Source organism: Pseudomonas sp. PONIH3, from assembly GCF_002934345.1.
In the GTDB taxonomy this organism is placed as follows: Bacteria; Pseudomonadota; Gammaproteobacteria; order Pseudomonadales; family Pseudomonadaceae; genus Aquipseudomonas; species Aquipseudomonas soli.
Window position 1 is genome coordinate 6,142,616 of sequence record NZ_CP026386.1, and the last position, 20,564, is coordinate 6,163,179.

The window sequence follows — 20,564 nt, forward strand, 5'->3', positions numbered from 1 at the left end:
GCCCGCGCCAGCGACCTACCAGGCCAGCGGCCGGTCGAAGCCTTTCCAGCACAACCAGCGCCGTACCTCGCCATGCGCCCCCGTGCCGATCTGCCACTGCGGTCGGCCACGGTCCAGGGCGATCTGCGAAATGAATCCGGCATGGCTGGCCGCCACCAGCGTGCGGCCGTCGGCGCTGATGTCCATGGCGCTGATGGTCGAACCAAGATAGTGCTGCCAGTGCTCGTGGCCGTCCTCGCCGAAGGCGCGCAGGTAGCCATGGGCGTCACCGACGATGTACTCGCCGTCACGGGCCACCCCGGCGTAGACCCTTGCGCCGCACTGCAGTTGTGGCGTGCGTGGGTCTTGACTGTAGAAACCGGTATCCAGTCCCGGCAGGTCGGCCACCCGCACGCCGAGTGTGCCGCCCTGATAGAAGTGGCAGGCATTGAGAATCAACTGGTCGCCCCGGCGGTTGAACAGCGCGAAGTGCGGGTATTCGCTGGCCGGGCCGACCTCTGCGATGCGCCTGAACTGCTCGTCGAGCACCAGGTGACGGCCGCATTGTTCGCCCAGGGCAACCAGCCTGCCGTCCGGTGACAGCGCGGCATGTGCCATGGTCAGGCCCAAGGCGATGTCGTCCGGGTCGGTGCCCTGGCGCAGTTCCTCGAGAATGTCGTCCTCGCGTGGCAGCAGACGTGTGGCGCCGGCGGCGGCAAGCACGAAGATGCCGTCGCTGCTGACCAGCAGCACCCGCTGGCCGTCGGGGAAGGGCAGCAGCGCGGTGGGCGTCGGCGGCAGGTCGAAGGGATCGAACGGGTAGCCCGCCGGCAAACCTTCCAGGCCATGGGGCCAGGCCAGTCGGGCCACCTGCGGGCCGCCCCAGCCATCGGTCACACGGACCCCCTCGGCGTTGGCCAGGGCATAGTAGCGCCGTCCTGGGCAGCGCCCGAAGTGCTCGACACCGATCACCGGGGTGACGCCCTGGCCATCAAGGTGCAGTACCTGGCCGCATTCGAACGGCATGCCGATGCGAACCAGCACGCTGCCGTCATCGAGCAGCAGCAGGTTGCCGATGCCTCGGGCCTGTTCGTCGAGCAATGGCAGCAGCGGCAGGTGAGCCGGGGGCCAGGCTTCGCGGAACAGCTGGCGTTGCTGCTCGTCGGTGCCCGGGCGGTTGATGGCCAGCAGGGCTGCCTGCCAGGCCTCGAGCAGGTGCTCGGTGGCCGGTGCCTGTGGTTCCTCCAGATTGTCCCAGCCTTGCGCGCGGCCATGCGCGACATAGCGGTTGATGGCCTCGGCATAGGCGATGACCGCCTCGCGCCATTGCTGCTGGGGGTGCTGCTTGTCCATGGGCGGATCGAACTCCTTGTTCCGCAGGGTAGGTGATGTGCGACAAAAAGGTGCACGCAGGCGCGCATGGTACTCGGTCCGCACCTGCGGTTGTGAGGCCCCGCCTTGATGCGTACCATGCCGGACATCCTTCCAATAAAAAACGTGCGTCACCGGCCTGGCATCCGGGCAGGCGATGCGCGTCCTGTTGCCTTGTCCGCGGAGAAAAACGTCTACACATGAATGGTCCCGTCCCCACCTCCATGCCTCCGACCGCCGGCAGCGGCAGTTGGCTGAGCGTCATCGCCCTGGCGCTGGCGGCGTTCATCTTCAATACCACCGAGTTTGTCCCTGTGGCGCTGCTCAGCGATATCGGCCGCAGCTTCGAGATGAGCACCGCGCAGGTCGGCCTGATGCTGACCATCTACGCCTGGGTGGTGGCGCTGGCCTCGCTGCCGATGATGCTGGTGACCCGCAACATCGAGCGCCGCCGCCTGCTGCTGCTGGTGTTCCTGGTGTTCATCCTCAGCCACCTGATGTCGTGGCTGTCGCAGAGTTTCGCCATGCTGCTGGTCAGCCGCATCGGCATCGCCCTGGCCCATGCCGTGTTCTGGGCCATCACCGCGTCGCTGGCGGTGCGCGTGGCGCCGCCCGGCCAGCAGGCCAAGGCGCTGGGCCTGCTGGCCACCGGCACTACCCTGGCGATGGTCATGGGCATCCCGTTGGGGCGGGTGGTGGGTGAGGCGCTGGGCTGGCGCATCACCTTCCTGTGTATCGCCGGGGTGGCACTGGCGACCATGCTCTGCCTGATGAAGTCGCTGCCGCTGCTGCCGAGCCAGAACTCCGGCTCGCTGCGCAGCCTGCCGGTGCTGTTCAAGCGTCCGGCGCTGGTGATCACCTACATGCTGGTGACCCTGGTGATCACCGCGCAGTTCACCGCCTACAGCTACATCGAACCCTTCGCCCTGCACGTGGCACGGATCAGTGGCGAACACACCACGTTGCTGCTGTTGCTGTACGGCGGTGCCGGGGTGTTCGGCTCAGTGCTGTTCAGCCGCTACAGCGAGCGTTTCCCCCATGGTTTCCTGGTGGGTGCCATCGGCGCCCTGGCCGCGTGCTTGCTGCTGCTGTTGCCGCTGTCGGGCAATTTCCAGGTGTTCGCCGCCCTGAGCATGGTCTGGGGCGTGGCGATCCTGAGCTTCAGCCTGGCCTTGCAGTCCAAGACCCTCAAGCTTGCCTCGGATGCCACCGACGTGGCCATGGCGTTGTTCTCCGGTATCTACAACATCGGTATTGGTGGCGGTGCGTTGCTTGGCAGCATTGTCAGCAGCCAGGTGGGCGTGGCGCATATCGGCCTGGTGGGGGGCGGCGTGGCGGTTGTCGGCCTGGTGCTGGCGCTGGCCAGTACCCAGCGCTTTCGCGAAGCCCTGACTCGGGTGCCTGGGCAGGCGTGAACCACGCCTTCTGCAGGAGCGGTCAAAGCCGCTCCTGCAGAAATTCCATTGACCGAGAATCCCGGTTCCTGGCACCTCCAGCCCTGCAAATGTCTCCCTACTGATCCGCATCAACTTCCCTGGCAACACGCGCCCCTGTAATAGGGGCGCTTGTGTATCGGCTAGGCTGCCTCTAATATCCAAGCGTTTTCTTGTGTAATTGCCTGGCCTCCCGCCCAGGCCATCAATACGGACGTTGATATGGATTTGCACACCTCCCTGTGGCTGTTCCAGGCCATCCAGGCCGTGGGCCTGGCGTTGTGGCTGAGCATCGCGGTATTGAACAACCTGCAGGCTTTCGCCAGCTCCGTCGGCGCCATTGGCGCCACCTTGGCCATGGCGCCACTGCGCCAGCCGCCGGCCATCGAATTCCCCTTGCTGCGCAGGGCCTGTCATTCGGCGGGCCTGGCCCGTGCCGCGCTGGTGGTGATCCTGCTGCTGCAGATCGTCGCCAGCCTGGCGGCCTGGGTCGGCACCTATGGGCTGATCGTCGTGCAGGACCCGCTCATGGCCCGCACCTGGTTGAACCTGGCGCTTGGCGCCTTCCTTGCCTTCACCTTCGCCATGCTGCTCGGGGGCCTGTGGTTCGGCTACTGGATACGCCAGGAAGGCCTGCAGCTCACCCACCTGGTGCTGGTGCTGTGGGCGACCCTGGCGTTCTTCCTGTTCAACCTGGATTGGGCCTGAGGCGAGGACGCGCAATGAATAGCAAGGCAATACTTGGCAGTGCCCTGGTGCTGGCCCTGATTACCGCCGGTGGCCTGGCCTGGCGCCACGCCGGGGAGGCCCAGGCCACGGCATCCGCGCCGCGGCACTTGGTCAAGGTGGCCCTGGCCACGGTACAGAAAGCACCGCAGAAGCGCGCCTTCGCCGGCGTCGGCGAGCTGGAGGCGGTGCACCAGGTGCTGGTGTCGGCCGAGATCGGCGGGCGGGTGACGGCGATCAACTTCAGCTCCGGCCAGCAGGTGCGCAAGGGTGATGTGCTGGTCACCCTCAACGATGCCCCGGAGCAGGCCGAGCGCCTGCGCCTGAAGGCCCAGCTGGACAATGCACGGACCAACTACCGGCGGGTCAAGGACCTGCTGCGCGAGAACGCCGCCACCCAGGAACAGCTGGACAACGCCCTGGCGGCCCGCGACATGGCCCAGGGCGAGCTGGCCCGTACCGAGGCGGTGATCGCCCAGAAGGCGGTGCGCGCACCCTTCGACGGGCGCCTGGGTATCCGCCGGGTGAACCAGGGCCAGTATCTCAATGTCGGCGACCCGGTGGTCAGCCTGATCGACACCCGCAGCCTTTATGTCAACTTCTCCCTCGAGGAGCAGCTCAGCGCCCAGCTGCGCACCGGCCAGCCGGTCGAGGTGCGCCTGGATGCGTTCCCCGATACGGCCTTCACCGCGCATATCACCGCCATCGATCCCCTGATCGGCCGTTCGCGCACGGTGCAGGTGCAGGCCACCCTGGCAAAGCCCGATGCGCGCCTGTCGGCCGGCATGTATGCCAGCGTGCAGGTAGCCAGCCCCGATGACGGCCAGGTGCTGACCGTGCCGGAAACCGCCGTGGCCTACACCGCCTACGGCGACACGGTGTTCGTCGCCCGCCACGATGCCGCCGCCAATGCCTTGGTGGTACAGCGTGTGTCGGTGCGTACCGGTGAACGCCAGGCCGGCCGGGTAGTGATCGAGCAGGGCCTGCGCGAAGACGACCAGGTGGTGGTGTCCGGGCAGTTGCGCCTGAGCGACGGCACCGCCGTGCAAGCCACCGTAGACACCCTGCAGGCTCCGGCCAGCGGCGCCTGACCCCAGCGAGAACACGCCATGACATTTACCGACCTGTTCGTGCGCCGGCCTGTGCTGGCGCTGGTGGTCAGCACCTTGATCCTGCTGCTGGGGCTGCTGTCGCTGCTGCAGTTGCCGATCCGCCAGTACCCCTTGCTGGAAAGCTCGACCATTACCGTGACCACCGAATACCCCGGCGCCCCCGCCGAGCTGATGCAGGGCTTCGTCACCCAGCCGATCGCCCAGGCAGTGTCGTCGGTGGAGGGCATCGACTACCTGTCGTCCTCGTCGGTGCAGGGCCGTAGCCTGGTGACCGTGCGCATGGAGCTGAACCGCGACTCGACCCAGGCCCTCACCGAGGTGATGGCCAAGGTCAACCAGGTACGCTTCCGCCTGCCGGAACGGGCCTACGATCCGGTGATCGAGCGCTCTGCGGGCGAGTCCACGGCGGTGGCCTACATCGGTTTCTCCAGTGCGAGCCTGCCTATCCCGGCCATGACCGACTACCTCACCCGAGTGGTCGAGCCGCTGCTCAGCACCATCGAGGGCGTGGCCAAGGTCCAGGTGTTCGGCGGCCAGACCTTGTCCATGCGCCTGTGGATCGACCCGTCGCGCCTGGCCGCCCGTGGCCTGACCGCGGCCGACGTGGCAGAGGCGGTGCGCCGCAACAACTATCAGGCGGCGCCGGGCAAGGTGAAAGGCCAGTACGTTATCGCCAACATCCGCGTCGACACCGACCTGACCTCGGTCGGCGACTTCCGCGAGCTGGTGATTCGCAACGACGGCAACGGCCTGGTGCGCATCCGCGACATCGGCACGGTCGAGCTGGGCGCGGCCTCGGCGGAGACCAGCGCCAGCATGGACGGCGTGCCGGCGGTGCACCTGGGGCTGTTCGCCACCCCGGGCGGCAACCCGCTGGTGATCGTCGACGGCATCCGCCAATTGCTGCCGCAGATTCGCCAGACCCTGCCGCCGGACGTCAAGGCGGAGCTGGCCTTCGAGACGGCGCGCTTCATCCAGGCCTCCATCGACGAGGTCACCAAGACCTTGCTCGAGGCCCTGGCAATCGTCGTGGTGGTGATCTACCTGTGCCTGGGCTCGCTGCGCACGGTGCTGATCCCGGTGGTGACCATCCCGCTGTCGATGCTCGGCGCCGCGGCGCTGATGCTGGCGTTCGGCTTCAGCGTCAACTTGCTCACCCTGCTGGCCATGGTGTTGGCGGTGGGGCTGGTGGTGGACGACGCCATTGTCGTGGTGGAGAACGTCCACCGCCATATCGAGGAAGGGCGCACCCCGGTGGCGGCGGCGTTGATCGGCGCTCGCGAGGTAGCCGGGCCGGTGATCGCCATGACTATCACCCTGGCGGCGGTGTACGCGCCGATCGGCATGATGGGCGGGCTGACCGGCGCGCTGTTCCGCGAGTTCGCCCTGACCCTGGCCGGGGCGGTGGTGGTCTCCGGCGTGGTGGCCCTGACCCTGTCGCCGGTGATGAGCTCGTTCCTGCTCGACGCGCGCCAGTCCGAGGGGCGCATGGCCCATGCGGCCAACCGTTTCTTCGACTGGCTGGCCGAGCGCTACGCCCATGTACTGGGCTTCTCGCTGAAACACCGCTGGATCAGCGTCGGTTTCGCCTTGCTGGTGCTGGTCAGCCTGCCGCTGCTGTACGCCTTGCCGCAGCGCGAGCTGGCGCCGACCGAGGATCAGGCCGGGCTGCTCACGGCGATCAAGGCGCCACAGCACGCCAACCTGGCCTATGTGGAGCGCTTCGCCGACAAGCTCGACGCGGTCTACCGGACCCTGCCGGAGACCGTCAGCACCTGGATCATCAACGGCAGCGACGGCATCGCCTCAGGTATTGGCGGCATCAACCTGCAACCGTGGAACGAGCGCGAACGCAATGCCTCACAGATCCAGCTCGACCTGCAGGCGGCGGTGAACGATGTCGAGGGCACCAGCATCTTCGCCTTCCAGCTGCCCGCGCTGCCGGGCTCCACTGGCGGCCTGCCGGTGCAGATGGTGCTGCGTAGCTCCCAGGACTACCGGGTGCTGTTCGACACCATGGAGCAGGTCAAGGCCAAGGCGCGGCAGAGCGGCTTGTTCGCCGTGGTCGACAGCGACCTGGACTACAACAACCCGGTGGTGCAGGTGCGGGTCGACCGGGCCAAGGCCAACAGCATGGGTATCCGCATGCAGGACATCGGCGAGTCGCTGGCGGTGCTGGTGGGCGAGAACTACCTCAACCGTTTCGGCCTGGATGGCCGCTCCTATGATGTGATCGCGCAGAGCCCGCGTGACCAGCGCCTGACGCCGCAGGCCCTGACCCGGCAGTACGTGCGCAGTGAGGAGGGCAGGCTGGTGCCGCTGTCCACCGTGGTGCAGGTCAGCGAGCAGGTCGAGCCCAACCGCCTTACCCAGTTCAACCAGCAGAACGCCGCGACCTTCCAGGGTATTCCGGCGGCCGGCGTCACCCTGGGCGACACCGTGGCCTTCCTCGAGCAGGTCGCCGCCGAATTGCCGGCGGGCTTCAGCATCGACTGGCAGTCCGACGCACGCCAGTACCAGCAGGAAGGCAATGCCCTGATGCTGGCCTTCCTCGCCGCCGTGGTGGTGATCTACCTGGTGCTGGCGGCGCAGTACGAGAGCCTGGTCGATCCGCTGATCATCCTGATCACCGTACCGCTGTCGATCAGTGGCGCGCTGCTGCCGCTGGCACTGGGGGTGGCCACGGTGAACATCTACACACAGATCGGCCTGGTGACGCTGATCGGTCTGATCAGCAAGCACGGCATCCTCATGGTCGAGTTCGCCAACACCTTGCAGGCCGAGCAGCACCTGGACCGGCGCACGGCCATCGGCAAGGCGGCGCAGATCCGCCTGCGACCGATCCTGATGACCACGGCGGCCATGGTGGTGGGCCTGATCCCGCTGTTGTTCGCCTCCGGAGCCGGCGCCGCCAGCCGCTTCGGGCTCGGCGTGGTGATCGTCACCGGGATGCTGGTCGGCACCTTGTTCACCTTGTTCGTGCTGCCGACCATCTACAGCCTGCTGGCCCGTGACCATGCCAGCACGGCGCGTTCGGCGCGGGCCCGCTCGTTGGCCGAAACCTTGGAGAGCCAGCCATGAAGCCGGTATTCGTCGTATCCCTGGTGGCCCTGGCCTTGTCGGCCTGCAGCGTCGGCCCCGACTACCGCAAGCCCGAGGCACCTGCCAGTGGCCTGCACAGCCCGCAGCGCGCCGCCTTCGCCGCCCGTGGCGAGATGCCGGAGCAGTGGTGGCGGTTCTTCGACGATCCGCAACTGGTGCGCCTGGTCGACCAGGCCCTGGCCAATAACCACGATATCCGCCAGGCCCATGCCAACCTGCTGGCGGCGCGGGCGCTGTTCGACGACCGCAGCCTCGACCGCTACCCCTGGGTCACCGCCCGCGCCGGCTACAACCAGAGCCTGGAGCAGCAGCAACCGGCCGATGGCAGCGACCCGCGACGCATGCGCACCGAGCAGTACCGCGCCGGGTTCGACGTGCAGTGGGAGATCGACCTGTTTGGGCGCCTGCAACGCCTGACCGACGCCGCCGAGGCGCGTGCCGACGCGGCGGCGGCGGACCTGCGCCAGGTGCGGCTGAGCATCGCCGCCGAGGTGGCGCGCAACTACTATCTCAAGCTCGGCCTCAAGCGCAGCCTCGTCGTGGCCGAGGACCAGGTCGAGGCCTGGCGCGAGACCCTGCAACTGACCAGCGCCCAGGTGCGTGCCGGCAGTGGCCAGTACGAGGATCAGCAGAACGCCCATGCCAACCTGCTGCTCAGCGAGGCGGCGGTGCCGCCGCTGCAGGCGGCCATCGAGCAGGCCAGCTATCGCCTCGATGTGTTGACCGGGCAGGTGCCGGGCAGCCTGGAGCAGGGCGCCGCGCCGTTCCTGCCGCCGTTGGCGCGCCAGTTGCCGCTGGGCGACGTCGATGCGCTGATTGGCCAGCGACCTGATGTGGTCAGTGCCGAGCGCGAGCTGGCGGCCAGCACCGAGGACGTCGGTGCGGCCACTGCCGAGCTGTACCCGCGCCTGGACCTGGGCGGGTTCATTGGTTTCTTCGCCTTGCGCAGCGGCGACCTGGGCAGCGCGGCCCGCGCTTATGAGCTGGCGCCGATGGTCACCTGGCCGGCCTTGCGCCTGGGCAATGCCCGTGCGCGCCTGCGGGTGCGCGAGGCGCTGGCCGAGGGCAGCCAGGCGCGCTACCAGCAGGCGGTGCTGCTGGCCCGCGAGGAAGTGGAGAACGCCGTCACGCAGCTGGTGCGCAACCAGGCACGGTTGCAAAGCCTGGTGGCCTCCGCCGGGCACGGCAGCGAGGCCATCGACATCGCCAACAAGCGCTATCGGCGCGGGGCCGGCACCTACCTGGCGGTGCTGGAGAACCAGCGTGCGCTGTTCTCGATCAAGCGCGAGGTGGCGGAGGCAGAGACGGCCTCGTACCTGGATGCGATTGCGCTGTACAAGGCCTTGGGCTGGGGGAGTGAAGCCCAGTAGCACCAGACCTGTCGTGCAACCAAGGCTGGCAAACGTAGGAGCGGATTCATCCGCCATGCGCCGCGCGGTCGGCGCTCGATCTTGAGCGCGCCGCAAGGCTATCGTCGAGCGCCCCTAATTTTCCCCGCGCTCTTTTCGTTTTCATGGGAGCCGCCCTGCGCCCGGCGCGTTCGGCCCTCATCATTCAAGGAGACAGGCAATGACTTCCGTTTTCGACCGCGACGATATCCAGTTCCAGGTAGTGGTCAACCACGAAGAGCAGTATTCCATCTGGCCCGACTACAAGGCGATCCCCAATGGCTGGCGCGCGGTGGGCAAGAGCGGCCTGAAGAAGGACTGCCTGGCCTACATCGACGAAGTCTGGACCGACATGCGCCCGCTGAGCCTGCGCCAGAAGATGGCCGAAGTCGCGGCGCAATAAGGCGGTGTCGACCCTGAATCTGCTGTGCCTGCCGTATTCCGGTGCCAGTGCGATGGTCTACAGCCGCTGGCGGCGCAAGCTGCCGGCCTGGCTGCAGGTGCGCCCGGTGGAGCTGCCCGGGCGCGGTGCGCGCATGGCTGACCCGCTGCATACCGACTTGCGGGCATTGGCCCGGCAGTTGGCCCATGAGCAGCGCGCCGTCACCCATGCGCCTTACGCCGTGCTCGGGCACAGCCTGGGGGCGCTGGTTGCCTTCGAGCTGGCCCATGAACTGCGTGCACTCGGCTGCCCGCCGCCGGTGGCCTTGTTCGCCTGCGGCACTGCGGCGCCGACCCGGCGCGAGGATTACGCCGGTGGCAAATGGACCGAGCCGCGTGGCGATGCCGAATTGATCGCCGAATTGCGCAAGCTCGGTGGTACCTCCGAGGAAGTGCTGGCCAACGACGAGCTCATGAGCCTGACCTTGCCGATCGTGCAGGCGGATTTCCTGCTTTGTGGCCGTTATGCGTACGAGCAGCGCCTGCCGCTGCAATGTCCCTTGCATGTATTCGCTGGCGAGAACGATCGCGCCAATGACGAGCAGTTGCAGGCCTGGGGGCGGGAGACGGTTGGTGAGTATTCGCTGGCTAAGTTTCCGGGAGGGCATTTCTTTATTCATGAGCATGAAGATCGTGTGCTTGATGCGCTTTGTAGGACATTGGAGCCATTGCGGCTTTGTGCGTGATAGACAGGGCGGATTATAGAATTCGTCTAACAGTTTTATGATTCTGCAGAGGCCTCATGCCTGGTTGTCGGTGAGAGGCCTGACTGCAATAAGAACTTCCAACTCCAAATCTCAAACTTATTTTATTGCTCTTGCTCTTGCTCTTGCTCTTGCTCTTGCTCTTGCTCTTGCTCTTGCTCTTGCTCTTGCTCTTGCTCTTGCTCTTGCTCTTGCTCTTGCTCTTGCTCTTGCTCTTGCTCTTGCTCTTGCTCTTGCTCTTGCTTTTGCTTCTAAGTGCGCGATAGTTCAGGCGCCACAAATTGCGACTTCAGGAGGCCGAACGTAGGTCTTGCGGAGGGAGGTGACGGGCATGGATGCCCGTCAAGCGCTGCGCCCCAGGATGGGGCGTTCAGCGCGGTCCTCCCGGGAGCAAGGCCGGAGTGAGGGGACCCCGGAGCGAAGCGTAGGGGCCGGATGATGGAGCGAGGATTTTTTGGTTCCTTTTTGATCCTTCAAAAAGGGACCCGCCGTAAGGGCGGAAAGGTGATTATGCGTCACCATCGCAAATGAATGCGCATATAACTTTCAAAGCGCACACTGTGTAAGTCAAAGTCAAAGTCAAAGTCAAAGTCAAAGTCAAAGTCAAAGTCAAAGTCAAAGACAATCGGCATCGGTTTTTATAGTTGTAAGTGCATTCATTTACGATGTCGACGCATAGTCACCTTTCCGCCCTTACGGCGGCTTACTTTGGTCGTGGCCAAAGTAAGCAAAGCCGTGGCGCTCCATTCATCCGGCCCTCCGCTTCGCTCCGGGTCCCCTCACTCCGGCCTTGCTCCCGGGAGGACCGCGCTGAACGCCCCATCCTGGGGCGCAGCGCTTGACGGGCATCCATGCCCGTCACCTCCCTCCGCAAGACCTCCGTTCGGCCTCCTGAAGTCGCGAAGTTACGGGCGGCGCCTGGGCTGACGCAGCTGTCGCTAGCTGGGTAGGGCGCTAGACTCCTGATCGGCAACGGCAACGGCAACGGCAACGGCAACGGCAACGGCAACGGCAACGGCAACGGCAACTTGCCCAGGTGCTGCTTTGATTGACGTAATCCCGCGCCTGGGTAAGGCTAGCCCTTTTCCAGGCATGAGGCTGACAATGCTGATCGATCCTCGCAAGGCCACGCTGTTGGTCGTCGATATCCAGGAAAAGCTCATCGGTGCCATGAGCGACCCCGAGGGCACTGCGGCCCGCGCCCGCTGGCTGCTGGCGGCAACCGCCGAACTCGAACTGCCCACCGTGATCTCCGAGCAGTATCCCAAGGGCCTGGGCCACACCCTGTCCGCCCTCAAGGCCGCGGCGCCAGCCGCTGAGGTCGTCGAGAAAATGCACTTCTCCTGTGTCGCCGCCGAGTGCCTGCCGCCCAGCCTGCTGGCGCGCGAGCAGGTGATCGTCTGTGGCATGGAGACCCATGTCTGCGTGCTGCAGACCGTGCTCGGCCTGCTGGCCCTGGGCAAGCAGGTGTTCGTGGTCGAGGATGCCTGCGACAGCCGCACTCCGGCCAGCAAGGCGGCGGGCCTGGCGCGCATGCGCGATGCCGGGGCGCAGGTGGTCACCCGCGAGATGGTGCTGTTCGAATTGCTGGGCAGCTCCAGCCATCCGCTGTTCCGCCAGATCAGCAAGACCTACCTGGTGGGGGAGCAACCCTGAACGGGCGTCTGTGGGCCTTCGGGCTGCTGGCGCTCGGTCTGCTGCAGGGCTGCGCCGGGCGCCGCGAAGAGGCACCGGAGGCCGATCCGGCCAAGGTCCGCGCCCAGCTCATGCGCCTGCTGCCGGCCCAGGTCAAGGACCGTCAGGGTTGGGCCGAGGATATCCAGGTGGCGTTCCAGGCTCAGGGCATCAGCCCGAGCAAGAGCAACCTGTGCGCCGTGCTGGCGGTGGCCGAGCAGGAGTCCACCTTCAACGCCGACCCTCAAGTGCCAAACCTGGGGCGCATCGCCCGGGAGGAGATCGACCGCCGGGCGGCTCGGCTGCATGTGCCTCGGCTGCTGGTCGATGGCGCCCTGAGCACGCCTTCGGCCAACGGCAAGACCTACCAGCAACGCCTGCTCGCCGTACGCAGTGAAAAGCAACTGAGCGCCCTCTACGACGAGGTGATCGGTGGCCTGCCGCTGGGGCGTTCGCTGCTGGGCGGGCTTAATCCGGTGCGCACCGGCGGGCCGATGCAGGTCAGCGTGGATTTTGCCGAACAGCACGCCAAGGGCTATCCCTACGACCACCCTGGCAGCATTCGCCAGGAGGTGTTCAGCCGCCGTGGCGGGATGTACTTCGGCATCACTCACCTGTTGGGTTATCCCACCCATTACCAACGCCAGCTTTACCGCTTCGCTGACTTCAACGCCGGTTGGTACGCCAGCCGCAACGCGGCGTTCCAGGCGGCGCTGAGCCGGGCCAGCGGGGTGCCGCTGGCGCTCGACGGCGACCTGATTGCCCCTGGTGCGATCATGCCCGGCACCACCGAGCAGGCGGCGCGCAAGCTGGGAGCGAAGCTGGGGTTGCGTAATCCGCAGATCAGGGCGCAGTTGGAGAAAGAGAATGACCTGGCGCTGGAGGAGACCGAGCTCTACCGCAAGGTCTTCGCCCTGGCCGAAGCCAAGGCCGGCAAGCCCTTGCCAAGGGCGGTGCTGCCTGGGATCGAGCTGAAAAGTCCGAAGATCACTCGCAAGCTGACCACGGCGTGGTTTGCCGGCAGGGTGGATGAGCGTTATCAGCGTTGCATGAAGCGCTGAAGCGGTCGCGGCGTGGGAGAGGGCTTGCCCCGCGACAGGGCCGGCATTGCAATCGCGGGTGCAATCCCGCCCCCATGTCGATCAGCCCTGACCGAGCGCCTTGACCACCTGCTCGACACTGGCCTTGAGCCCGGCTACGGTATCGTCCGCATCGCTCTCTACCACCAGCAGCTTGGCCCCGGTGGCGGCGATCACTTCGGCTACCTTGGCATCCGGCTGGCGATGGTGCAGCACCAGCGCCACGTCCTGCGCGTTGAGGTTGTCTGCAAGTGCCTTGAGCGCCGCTTCGTCCCACTTGTCGTCGGCTGGCAGCGCCTGCTCGACCACGTCCAGGTTCAGCCCGCTGGCCAGGTAGCCCAGGCGTTCGGACAGGCTGACCACGGTCAGGTTGTCGACCTCGGCCAGGCGCGTCTGGCTGTTGGCGGTCAGCTCCAGCATCTGCCGCTTGATGTTGGCCAGGTTGGCCTGGATCTTCGCTTTGTCCGCTGGCGAGAGGCGCTCCAGGTCATTGGCCACCACGTCGGCCATGCGCCCCAGGTTGGTCGGGTTGAGCCAGGGGTATGCGGCGAAGGCTTCGTCGCCCTTGACCGCGATACCGGGCAGGGCTCCGTCCACCGGGCGCGCGGCGTCGATCTCGACGATGCGGATGTTGCTGCGCCGGGCCATGGGGTAGAGCGGGTCGTCGCGCCAGATCGAGCGCACGCCGATCACCGCGTCGGCCTGTTGCGCCACCTTGTGCAGGCTGGCGCCGCCACGGCCGCTGAAATATGAAGGCTGGCGGCTGGCCGGCAGGTTGGCCGGGGCGGCGCGCTTGAGCTGCACCGAAGTGCCGTCGAGCAAGGCGCTGGCCAGGCTGTGGGTCACCGGCAGGGTGGTCAGTACTTCGGTGGCGCCCGCCAGCAGCGGCATGCCGCTCAGGGTCAGGGCCAGGGTGAGTTTCTTCAGGGTCATGCCGGGTTTCCTTGCAGGCGTGGGACGAGGGCGCGGGCCAGGGCGGCGAGGGCGAAGCAGATCCCGGCGACCAGGATGATCGCCGCGCCCGAGGGCACCGGCAGGTCGAAGACGATCGGCAGCAGGATGCCGAGCAACGTGCTGAGGGTGGCGATGATCACCGAGACGAAGAAGAAGCCCTTGAGCGACTGGCTGACCAGCCGCGCCGCCGCCGCCGGGATCACCAGCAGGGCGCCGACCAGGATCGCGCCGATCACCTTGACCGAGGCCACGGTGACCAGGGTCACCAGCACCACGAACAGGTAGTCGAGGGTCTTCACCGCCACCCCGCGCACCGCCGCCAGCTGCGGGTTGAAACTGGCCAGCATGATGCGGTTGTACAGCGGCAGGGCCAGGGCCAGCACCAGCACCGCGACGATGCCCAGCACCAGCAGGTCGTGGGCGCTGACGGTGAGCACCGAGCCGAACAGCACGTTTTCGAGGATGTGCACGTTGATCTTGCCGGCCAGCATCAGCAACAGGCTCGCGCCCAGGGCCAGCGACACCGAGAGGAACACGCCGATCAGGGTGTCCGGCGACAGGCCGGTGCGGTTGCGCAGGAAGTTGAGCAGGATGCCGAACAGCAGGCAGTAGCCGAACAGGCTGCCGTACGGGCCGGTGTAGGGCTCGCCAAGCAGGATGCCGATGGCCACCCCGGTGAGCGCCGCGTGGCCGACCGCCTCGGAGAAGAAGGCAAAGCGCTTGACCACCACCAGGGTGCCCAGGCCGCCGAGTACCGGGCCGATCATCAAGCCCGCCAGCAGGGCGTTGACCACGAAGCCGTAGGCCAGGGCCTCCGGCAGATAGCCAGCCGTGGCCCAGTCCTGGACCAGCTGGCGCAAGGTTTCGAAACTCATCAGGCAAGGCTCTCGCTGCGCGGGTGAACGGAGAACAGCCCGAGCAGGCGCTCGGGAGTCAAGGCCTGGGCTGGCGGGGCGTCGAACAGCACCTGGCGGCTCAGCCCGGTGACGCGGTCGGCCAGGCGCAGCACCGCTTCGAGGTCGTGCTCGATCCACAGCACGGTGGTGCCGGCCCGGCGCCAGCCGTGCAGCAGTTGCTCGAACACCTGGATACCGGCCTCGTCGAGGGCCGACATCGGCTCGTCCAGCACCAGCAGCTGCGGCTCGGGGATCAGCCCCTGGGCCAGCAGCACGCGCTGGCGCTCGCCGCCGGAGAGGGCGCCCATGCGCCGCTTGCGCTTGTCGAGCATGCCCACCCGTTGCAGCGCCGCGTCGATTTGCGGGCGCACGCGCCGCGACAGGCCGAGGAACGCCGGGCGGCGCTGGCACATGGCGGCCATGAAGTCGTCCACGGTCATCGGCAGGCCGCGGTCGAACTCCAGGGCCTGGGGCACGTAGCCGATCACCTCGCGCTCGGCGGGCCAGTGCAGGGTCAACTGGCCCTGGTGCGGCATCTGCCCGAGCAAGGTCTTGATCAGCGAGCTCTTGCCGCCGCCGTTGGGGCCGACAATGGCGTGCACGCTGCCCGGGGCGACACTGAAACGCACGTTCTCGAGGATGCGCGTGCGGCCGAGGGTGAGGTCGATGCCGTCGAACTCGATGCGCGGCCCGCAGGCGCTGGTGAGGTTGGCGGCGGCGGTCATGTGCGGTTTTCCTGGATGGCCTGGACCACGGTGTCTAGGTTGCGCTTCATCTCGACCTCGTATTTTTCCTTGGTGTAGTCGCCGTAGGAAATGTGGGTGAGCGGGTAGATGCGCACGCCGGACTCGCGGTGGATGGTGTCGACATAGGCCGAGGGGAAGTCCATCTCCGAGAAGATCACCTTCACGTCCAGCGCCTTGAGCTGGTCGATGGTCTTCTTCAACTGCGCCGGGCTCGGCTCGATGCCGTGGGCAGGCTCCACCACGGCGGTGACTTCCAGGCCGAAGTCACGCACCAGGTAGTCGTAGGCGGCGTGGATGGTGGCCACGCGGAAGGTCGCGTCCGGCGCCTGGGTGACCTTGGCCAGGGCCTCGGCACGCAAGCCACGCAGGCGCTTGGCGTAGGCACGGGCATTCTGCGTATAGAACTTGGCGTTGTCGGGGTCGAGCTTGCCCAATTCGCGGGCGATGTTGTTGACCTGGGCGATGGTCGCGCTGATCGACAGGAAGGTGTGCGGGTTGACCACCTTGCCGGCGCCGCGGGCGGCGATGCCGGTGGCTGCCAGCAGCGGCACGTTGGCGTTGGACTCGATGGTCCTGATGTCGGGCTTTTCGCTGGCGGCGATCATGCGGTCGGCGAAGTCGTCGTGGCCGACGCCGTTGAGCACGATCACGTCGAGACTGCCGATGCGCTTGATGTCCTCGGCGCGCGGCTCGTAGGCATGCGGGTTGAAACCGGCCGGGATCAGCGGCACCACTTCGGCCTTGTCGCCGACAATATTGCTCACGTAGCTGTAGTAGGGGTGCAGGGTGATGCCGATGCGCAGGGGCTTGCCGTTGTCGGCGAGGGCCAGGGCGGGCAGGGCGCAGGCCAGGAGCAGCGCCAGGGTGCGGCGGGCGAAGCGGAGCATGGGCAGGTCCTTAGTGACGGTGTTGGCGGGTGACCCCGGCGTCGTAGTGGGTGACGATCTGCTGCCAGCCGGCGGCGATCAGTGCATCGCTGTCCAGCGCGTCCGGGGGCAGGGCGGTGCTGTCGCGGCGCAGCCAGACATCAGGCTGGGCATCGCTGGCGGCTGGCAGGATCACCAGGAAGCTGCCGGCCACCTCGGCGTCCTGGCTGCGTCCCAGGTAGGCACCGTTGGCCAGCAACGACCACTGGTGGCTGCCGCGGCTCTGGCTGCTTGCGTCGCTGACGAAGGGTGGCAGACCCTCGGCGGCCAGGGCCTGGGCGTCCGGGGCGACGCCATTGTCCTCGTGCAGTGCGCGGATCTCCTCGACGGCCACCCACAGGTCGGTGTGGATGCCCTGTTCGGCGGCATTGAGGTCGCGACGGGCGTCGAGCTGGTGGGCGGCGATGGCCTGTTCATCCTCGCGCTCGCCGCGCACGGCCACCACGCTTGCGGCCAGCACCACGATCAGCACGGCGGCCAGCAGCACGTAGAGGGTCTCGTGCCCGGCGCCGGCCGGGCGCACCACCTGGGCGCGGCTCATGGCGCACCGATGTCGGCGTGGTCGACTTCCACCACGTGGCCGGGGCCGGCGTCGAACAGCACATAGAACTCGCCGTCGGGGCGCTTGAACGTCAGGGTCGAGTCGTCGCCGAGCTTGCTCGCCACCAGCACCTGTTCGTCGTAGCCGATCACGTCCAAGGTCACCCCCGGTGCGCCGCTGCCGTCGGAGAAACCGCCCTTGCAGGTGATCTGTTCGCCGTGCTCGGTGCACTCGCACATGGGGTTGTGCGCCAGCGCCGGGGTGGCGGCCAGGGCCAAGAGGGGCAGGGCCAGCCTGCGCATCAGCTGTTTCATTTGTTGCCTCCTTGTTTTTCAAGCCAGGCCGCGGTGGCGGGGGATGCCTTGGCCAGCGGCACCGAGGCCTGGTACATCTTGCCGTCCCAGCCTTCGATGGTGATCCAGATGTCGGCGTCGGAACGGGTGCGTGGCGGGATCGGCAGCGAGGTGCCCATGCGCGCCGGCGCACCGAAGAAGATCGTGCCGGCGGCGCGCAGGCTGCGCGGCTTGCCCACCCGCAGGTAGATGGCCTTGGCGCCGTCGTTGCAGTTGCCGCAGGCGGCGTTGAAGGCCTTGAAGTAGCCGGCCGGCCCTTCGGCACGCGGGGCTTCGTCGCGCAGCTCGGCCAGGTCCAGGGTCCAGCGCCCGACCTGGACGTCCTGGATGATATTGGCGCCCAGGCCGCTGTCGCCGCGGAACAGGCTGGCGTCGGCGAAGTACTTGGGCATGAAGCCCAGCGGCACGAGGATCAGCAGGATGTTCAGGTGAAAGCGCCATTTCAGCCACAGCTGCTTCAGGCCGCTCGGCGGCAGGGTGTCGGTCTGGCTCAAAAGTGGGCCTCCAGGGTGATTGGGCGCGCCGGGCGTTCGCCGCGCTTGAGGGCGGCGCGGGTGGCCTGGGTGGTTCGTTTGGTCCAGATCAGCAGGCCGCTGAACACCATCAGGGTCAGCACCAGGCCGAAGAAGAACCAGATCAGCTTGATCGCCAGGCCACCGAAGTCACCGGTGTGCAGCGGACGCATGGATTCGGTGACGAACTCCAGGGCCGAGCGGTCGCCGAGCAGGAACTGGGCGTCGACGTTGCGCGTGTAGGGGTTGACCTCGGCGGTCTGGAACATCAGCGGGTACCAGCCACGGCCGCCCATGCTGTAGTGGCTGTAGGCGGTGGCGGGCAGCGAGATGAAACTGACGTCCAGGCCCGGGACCGCCTGGGTGGCGATGCGCGCCGCCTCGTCCAGGTCGATGCGTGGCGCCGGGCTGCCGTCGGGGGTTTGCGGGACCTGCTGGCGGGCGATCACCGGGGTGACGGGCTCGCTGGAAATGGTCACGTGGTTGTCGCCGAGGATCGCCTGGATCAGGAACCAGGTGCCGGTGATGGAGATCACCGCGATGAACCAGATCGACCACACGCCGGCCAGGCGGTGCAGGTCGCCCCAGAAGATCCGCCGGCCATGGCCGGTGCGCACGGGCTTGAAGAAGCCGCGCCAGAATTTCTTGTACACCACCAGCCCGGTGACCAGCGAGGCGAGCATCGGCAGCCCGAGCAGCGACACCAGGTACCAGCCCCAGCTGTAGCCGTTGGTGAAGGGCACCAGCCACCAGCCGTGCAGGGCGCGGGTGAAGGCCTCGAAGTCGAAGTCCGGGCGCTGGCCCTGGATGGCCCCGCTGTACGGGTTGACGTAGAGCAGCGCGTTGGTGCCGTCGGCGCGGGTAACCGAGGCCTGCAGGGCGAAGTGCGAACCGTCCGGCTGGCTGAAGAAACGCACCGCCAGGTCCGGTTCGGCCTTGTGCATGGCGTCGAGCACCTGCTGGTAGCTAAGGCGCTGGCTGTCGTCGTCGGGCTTGCTGGCGCGCACGTCGGCATTGGCCAGCCAGACGATTTCCTGGCTGACCACCGCGAGCATGCCGGTGAAGCAGACGATCAGGACGAAGAACCAGATCGGCAGGGCAAGCCAGCTGTGCACCAGAAACCACAGCTTGGAATTGGATTTCTTTCTCGATTGTCGGGCCATCGGTCGGTCTTCTGCATAAAAAAATACGGTCGAGTCTGTGCTCAACCTGGAGGGCTGCATAAGTAAGGACGAATGAGAATCAGAAAGCTGCCAAAGCAAATGAAAGAAAATGTTTCAAGAACTGGACGTAACCTCCGTTGCAACCGGCTGCTTGGCCGTGCGCGCCTGCTTTTGGCTGCGCTTGAGCGCGTTGGCGGTGGCCAGGGCGGTACGTTTGCTCCAGATCAGCAGGCCGCTGAGCACCATCATGCTCAGCAGCAGGCCGAAGAAGAACCAGATCAGCTTGGTGGTCAGGCCGGCGAACTCGCCGGTGTGCAACGGGCGCATGGACTCGGTGACGATTTCAACCGCCTTGCGATCGCCCAGCAGGCGGCTGGCTTCCATCTTGCCGGTATAGGGGTTGATCTCGGCTTTCTGGTACACCAGTGGATACCAGCTCATGCCGCCGATGCTCAGATGGGCATAGGCGTTGCTGGGGAAGCCGACGTAGTCGACGGTGAAACCCGGAATTTCGCGCTGGGTGATCCTGACGGCCTCGTCCGGGCTGATCATCGGCGTCGGGCTGCCGTCGGCGGTTAGCGGCACCGTCTCCCTTGCCACCACCGGCACGATGGGTTGGCTGGAGATGGCGATATGGTTGTCGGCGAGCAGGGCCTTGACCAGGAACCAGGTGCCGGTGATGGAAATCACCGCGATGAACCAGATCGACCAGATGCCGCTCAGGCGGTGGAAATCGCCCCAGAAGATTCGCGCGCCCTGGTTGAAGCGCAGGGTCGGCTTGAAGAAACCTTTCCAGAAGCGTTTATAGATCACCAGGCCGGTGACCAGCGAAGCGAGCATCGGTAGTCCGAGCAGTGACACCAGGTACCAGCCCCAGCTGTAGCCATTGGTGTGCGGCACCAGCCACCAGCCGTGCAGGGCGCGGGTGAATTCCTCGAAGTTGAACTGCGGGGGAACGCCCTGGATGTGCCCGGTGTAGGGGTTGACGTAGACCCTCAGCGTGCGGCCGTCAGGGTAGGTGACATCCGACAGCATGGCGAAGTGCGACTCGCTCAGGGTCATCAGGCTGGCCACGGCGATGCCGGGCTCGTCGCGCTGCATGGCCACCAGCAGCTCGTCATAGGACAGCCGCCGGGCGTCATCCGAAGGCGGATTGGCGCGGGTTTCCGGGTTGGCCAGCCAGACGATCTCCTTGCTGATCACCGCCAGGGTGCCGGTGACGCAGACGATGAGCACGAAGAACCAGATGGGCAGCGCCAGCCAGCTGTGCACGAGGAACCAGATTTTCGAGCGTGACTTTTTCGACATGGGTACACAGTGTCAATGGCGAATTAAGGGGCGGATTGCCCGGCCGTATCAGAAAGAGACGCACGAGCAGGGCAAAACCTGATGGGTCAATTGCAAGCAAGTGTTTCCAGGTTGCCCTGCCTGTTGCTGAAGGTTCCTGCGCCGGGACTAATTTGC

At 66.4% G+C, this 20,564-nt stretch carries 20 protein-coding genes; 10 read left to right on the plus strand and 10 right to left on the minus strand.

The annotated features are described in order from the left end of the window. Positions 1-15 precede the first annotated feature (15 nt). Complete coding sequence (locus C3F42_RS28490) at positions 16-1,332, minus strand: hypothetical protein (RefSeq protein WP_104445206.1); 1,317 nt, start codon at positions 1,330-1,332, stop codon at positions 16-18. Between the two features lie 218 nt (positions 1,333-1,550). Between C3F42_RS28490 and C3F42_RS28495 the strand changes: the two genes are divergently transcribed. The 10 genes from C3F42_RS28495 to C3F42_RS28535 all read left to right on the plus strand — a co-directional run bounded on the left by C3F42_RS28495 (position 1,551) and on the right by C3F42_RS28535 (position 12,991). Then, positions 1,551-2,765, plus strand: a complete 1,215-nt coding sequence (locus C3F42_RS28495) for a sugar transporter (RefSeq protein WP_104445207.1) — start codon at positions 1,551-1,553, stop codon at positions 2,763-2,765. A 240-nt stretch (positions 2,766-3,005) separates the two neighbouring features. Next, a complete protein-coding gene (locus tag C3F42_RS28500) occupies positions 3,006-3,491 on the plus strand; it encodes a DUF2165 family protein (protein WP_038706336.1) in 486 nt (161 codons plus the stop codon). A gap of 14 nt (positions 3,492-3,505) precedes the next feature. Beyond that, on the plus strand, positions 3,506-4,600 hold the full coding sequence (locus tag C3F42_RS28505; protein ID WP_104445208.1) for an efflux RND transporter periplasmic adaptor subunit: 1,095 nt from the start codon (positions 3,506-3,508) through the stop codon (positions 4,598-4,600). An 18-nt stretch (positions 4,601-4,618) separates the two neighbouring features. Then, positions 4,619-7,702 carry a MexW/MexI family multidrug efflux RND transporter permease subunit gene (locus C3F42_RS28510; RefSeq protein ID WP_104445209.1) on the plus strand — a complete coding sequence of 1,028 codons (3,084 nt, stop codon included), beginning with the start codon at positions 4,619-4,621 and terminating at the stop codon, positions 7,700-7,702. Continuing rightward, positions 7,699-9,093: an efflux transporter outer membrane subunit gene (locus C3F42_RS28515; RefSeq protein ID WP_104445210.1), complete on the plus strand. Its 1,395-nt coding sequence runs from the start codon at positions 7,699-7,701 to the stop codon at positions 9,091-9,093. The genes C3F42_RS28510 and C3F42_RS28515 overlap by 4 nt, the downstream gene beginning before the upstream one ends. A gap of 199 nt (positions 9,094-9,292) precedes the next feature. Continuing rightward, a complete protein-coding gene (locus C3F42_RS28520; RefSeq protein WP_023632740.1) occupies positions 9,293-9,514 on the plus strand; it encodes an MbtH family protein in 222 nt (73 codons plus the stop codon). A 4-nt stretch (positions 9,515-9,518) separates the two neighbouring features. Continuing rightward, positions 9,519-10,238: a thioesterase II family protein gene (locus tag C3F42_RS28525; protein WP_104445211.1), complete on the plus strand. Its 720-nt coding sequence runs from the start codon at positions 9,519-9,521 to the stop codon at positions 10,236-10,238. Between the two features lie 70 nt (positions 10,239-10,308). Continuing rightward, the gene (locus C3F42_RS30020; RefSeq protein ID WP_256586240.1) at positions 10,309-10,563 is read left to right on the plus strand and encodes a hypothetical protein; all 255 of its coding nucleotides are present in this window, start codon (positions 10,309-10,311) and stop codon (positions 10,561-10,563) included. A gap of 797 nt (positions 10,564-11,360) precedes the next feature. Then, positions 11,361-11,912, plus strand: a complete 552-nt coding sequence (locus C3F42_RS28530) for an isochorismatase family protein (RefSeq protein WP_046855219.1) — start codon at positions 11,361-11,363, stop codon at positions 11,910-11,912. 110 nt (positions 11,913-12,022) lie between these two features. Continuing rightward, positions 12,023-12,991: a DUF1615 domain-containing protein gene (locus C3F42_RS28535; protein ID WP_289678194.1), complete on the plus strand. Its 969-nt coding sequence runs from the start codon at positions 12,023-12,025 to the stop codon at positions 12,989-12,991. Positions 12,992-13,072: 81 nt separating this feature from the next. On the opposite strand, the gene C3F42_RS28540 is transcribed toward C3F42_RS28535, so the two are convergent. From C3F42_RS28540 to C3F42_RS28580, 9 genes are all read right to left on the minus strand, one after another. Then, the gene (locus C3F42_RS28540; RefSeq protein ID WP_104445212.1) at positions 13,073-13,942 is read right to left on the minus strand and encodes a metal ABC transporter solute-binding protein, Zn/Mn family; all 870 of its coding nucleotides are present in this window, start codon (positions 13,940-13,942) and stop codon (positions 13,073-13,075) included. After that, positions 13,939-14,838: a metal ABC transporter permease gene (locus C3F42_RS28545; RefSeq protein ID WP_102685288.1), complete on the minus strand. Its 900-nt coding sequence runs from the start codon at positions 14,836-14,838 to the stop codon at positions 13,939-13,941. Before C3F42_RS28545 ends, C3F42_RS28540 begins: the two co-directional genes overlap by 4 nt. Next, entirely contained in the window at positions 14,838-15,584 is a 747-nt protein-coding gene (locus tag C3F42_RS28550) for a metal ABC transporter ATP-binding protein (protein WP_104445213.1), read from the minus strand. Before C3F42_RS28550 ends, C3F42_RS28545 begins: the two co-directional genes overlap by 1 nt. After that, positions 15,581-16,492: a metal ABC transporter substrate-binding protein gene (locus C3F42_RS28555; RefSeq protein ID WP_038706328.1), complete on the minus strand. Its 912-nt coding sequence runs from the start codon at positions 16,490-16,492 to the stop codon at positions 15,581-15,583. Before C3F42_RS28555 ends, C3F42_RS28550 begins: the two co-directional genes overlap by 4 nt. Before the next feature lie 10 nt (positions 16,493-16,502). Continuing rightward, positions 16,503-17,072, minus strand: coding sequence for a DUF6162 family protein (locus C3F42_RS28560; protein ID WP_104445214.1), 570 nt, complete (start codon positions 17,070-17,072; stop codon positions 16,503-16,505). Further along, on the minus strand, positions 17,069-17,386 hold the full coding sequence (locus C3F42_RS28565; protein WP_028692195.1) for a hypothetical protein: 318 nt from the start codon (positions 17,384-17,386) through the stop codon (positions 17,069-17,071). The genes C3F42_RS28560 and C3F42_RS28565 overlap by 4 nt, the downstream gene beginning before the upstream one ends. Next, positions 17,383-17,919: a hypothetical protein gene (locus C3F42_RS28570; protein ID WP_038706326.1), complete on the minus strand. Its 537-nt coding sequence runs from the start codon at positions 17,917-17,919 to the stop codon at positions 17,383-17,385. The genes C3F42_RS28565 and C3F42_RS28570 overlap by 4 nt, the downstream gene beginning before the upstream one ends. After that, complete coding sequence (locus C3F42_RS28575; RefSeq protein ID WP_038706325.1) at positions 17,916-19,100, minus strand: PepSY domain-containing protein; 1,185 nt, start codon at positions 19,098-19,100, stop codon at positions 17,916-17,918. The genes C3F42_RS28570 and C3F42_RS28575 overlap by 4 nt, the downstream gene beginning before the upstream one ends. 114 nt (positions 19,101-19,214) lie before the next feature. Continuing rightward, positions 19,215-20,408 (minus strand): PepSY domain-containing protein, encoded by a 1,194-nt coding sequence (locus tag C3F42_RS28580; RefSeq protein WP_023630533.1) that lies wholly within the window; start codon positions 20,406-20,408, stop codon positions 19,215-19,217. Positions 20,409-20,564 lie beyond the last annotated feature (156 nt).

Coding starts and splice junctions, on each gene's coding strand:
- C3F42_RS28535 (WP_289678194.1), top strand. CDS start 12,023: ATGCGCCTGCTGCCGGCCCAGGTCAAGGACCGTCAGGGTTGGGCCGAG.
- C3F42_RS28550 (WP_104445213.1), bottom strand. CDS start 15,584: ATGACCGCCGCCGCCAACCTCACCAGCGCCTGCGGGCCGCGCATCGAG.
- C3F42_RS28510 (WP_104445209.1), top strand. CDS start 4,619: ATGACATTTACCGACCTGTTCGTGCGCCGGCCTGTGCTGGCGCTGGTG.
- C3F42_RS28500 (WP_038706336.1), top strand. CDS start 3,006: ATGGATTTGCACACCTCCCTGTGGCTGTTCCAGGCCATCCAGGCCGTG.
- C3F42_RS28505 (WP_104445208.1), top strand. CDS start 3,506: ATGAATAGCAAGGCAATACTTGGCAGTGCCCTGGTGCTGGCCCTGATT.
- C3F42_RS28530 (WP_046855219.1), top strand. CDS start 11,361: ATGCTGATCGATCCTCGCAAGGCCACGCTGTTGGTCGTCGATATCCAG.
- C3F42_RS28490 (WP_104445206.1), bottom strand. CDS start 1,332: ATGGACAAGCAGCACCCCCAGCAGCAATGGCGCGAGGCGGTCATCGCC.
- C3F42_RS28520 (WP_023632740.1), top strand. CDS start 9,293: ATGACTTCCGTTTTCGACCGCGACGATATCCAGTTCCAGGTAGTGGTC.
- C3F42_RS28495 (WP_104445207.1), top strand. CDS start 1,551: ATGAATGGTCCCGTCCCCACCTCCATGCCTCCGACCGCCGGCAGCGGC.
- C3F42_RS28580 (WP_023630533.1), bottom strand. CDS start 20,408: ATGTCGAAAAAGTCACGCTCGAAAATCTGGTTCCTCGTGCACAGCTGG.
- C3F42_RS28545 (WP_102685288.1), bottom strand. CDS start 14,838: ATGAGTTTCGAAACCTTGCGCCAGCTGGTCCAGGACTGGGCCACGGCT.
- C3F42_RS28555 (WP_038706328.1), bottom strand. CDS start 16,492: ATGCTCCGCTTCGCCCGCCGCACCCTGGCGCTGCTCCTGGCCTGCGCC.
- C3F42_RS28540 (WP_104445212.1), bottom strand. CDS start 13,942: ATGACCCTGAAGAAACTCACCCTGGCCCTGACCCTGAGCGGCATGCCG.
- C3F42_RS28515 (WP_104445210.1), top strand. CDS start 7,699: ATGAAGCCGGTATTCGTCGTATCCCTGGTGGCCCTGGCCTTGTCGGCC.
- C3F42_RS28560 (WP_104445214.1), bottom strand. CDS start 17,072: ATGAGCCGCGCCCAGGTGGTGCGCCCGGCCGGCGCCGGGCACGAGACC.
- C3F42_RS28575 (WP_038706325.1), bottom strand. CDS start 19,100: ATGGCCCGACAATCGAGAAAGAAATCCAATTCCAAGCTGTGGTTTCTG.
- C3F42_RS28565 (WP_028692195.1), bottom strand. CDS start 17,386: ATGAAACAGCTGATGCGCAGGCTGGCCCTGCCCCTCTTGGCCCTGGCC.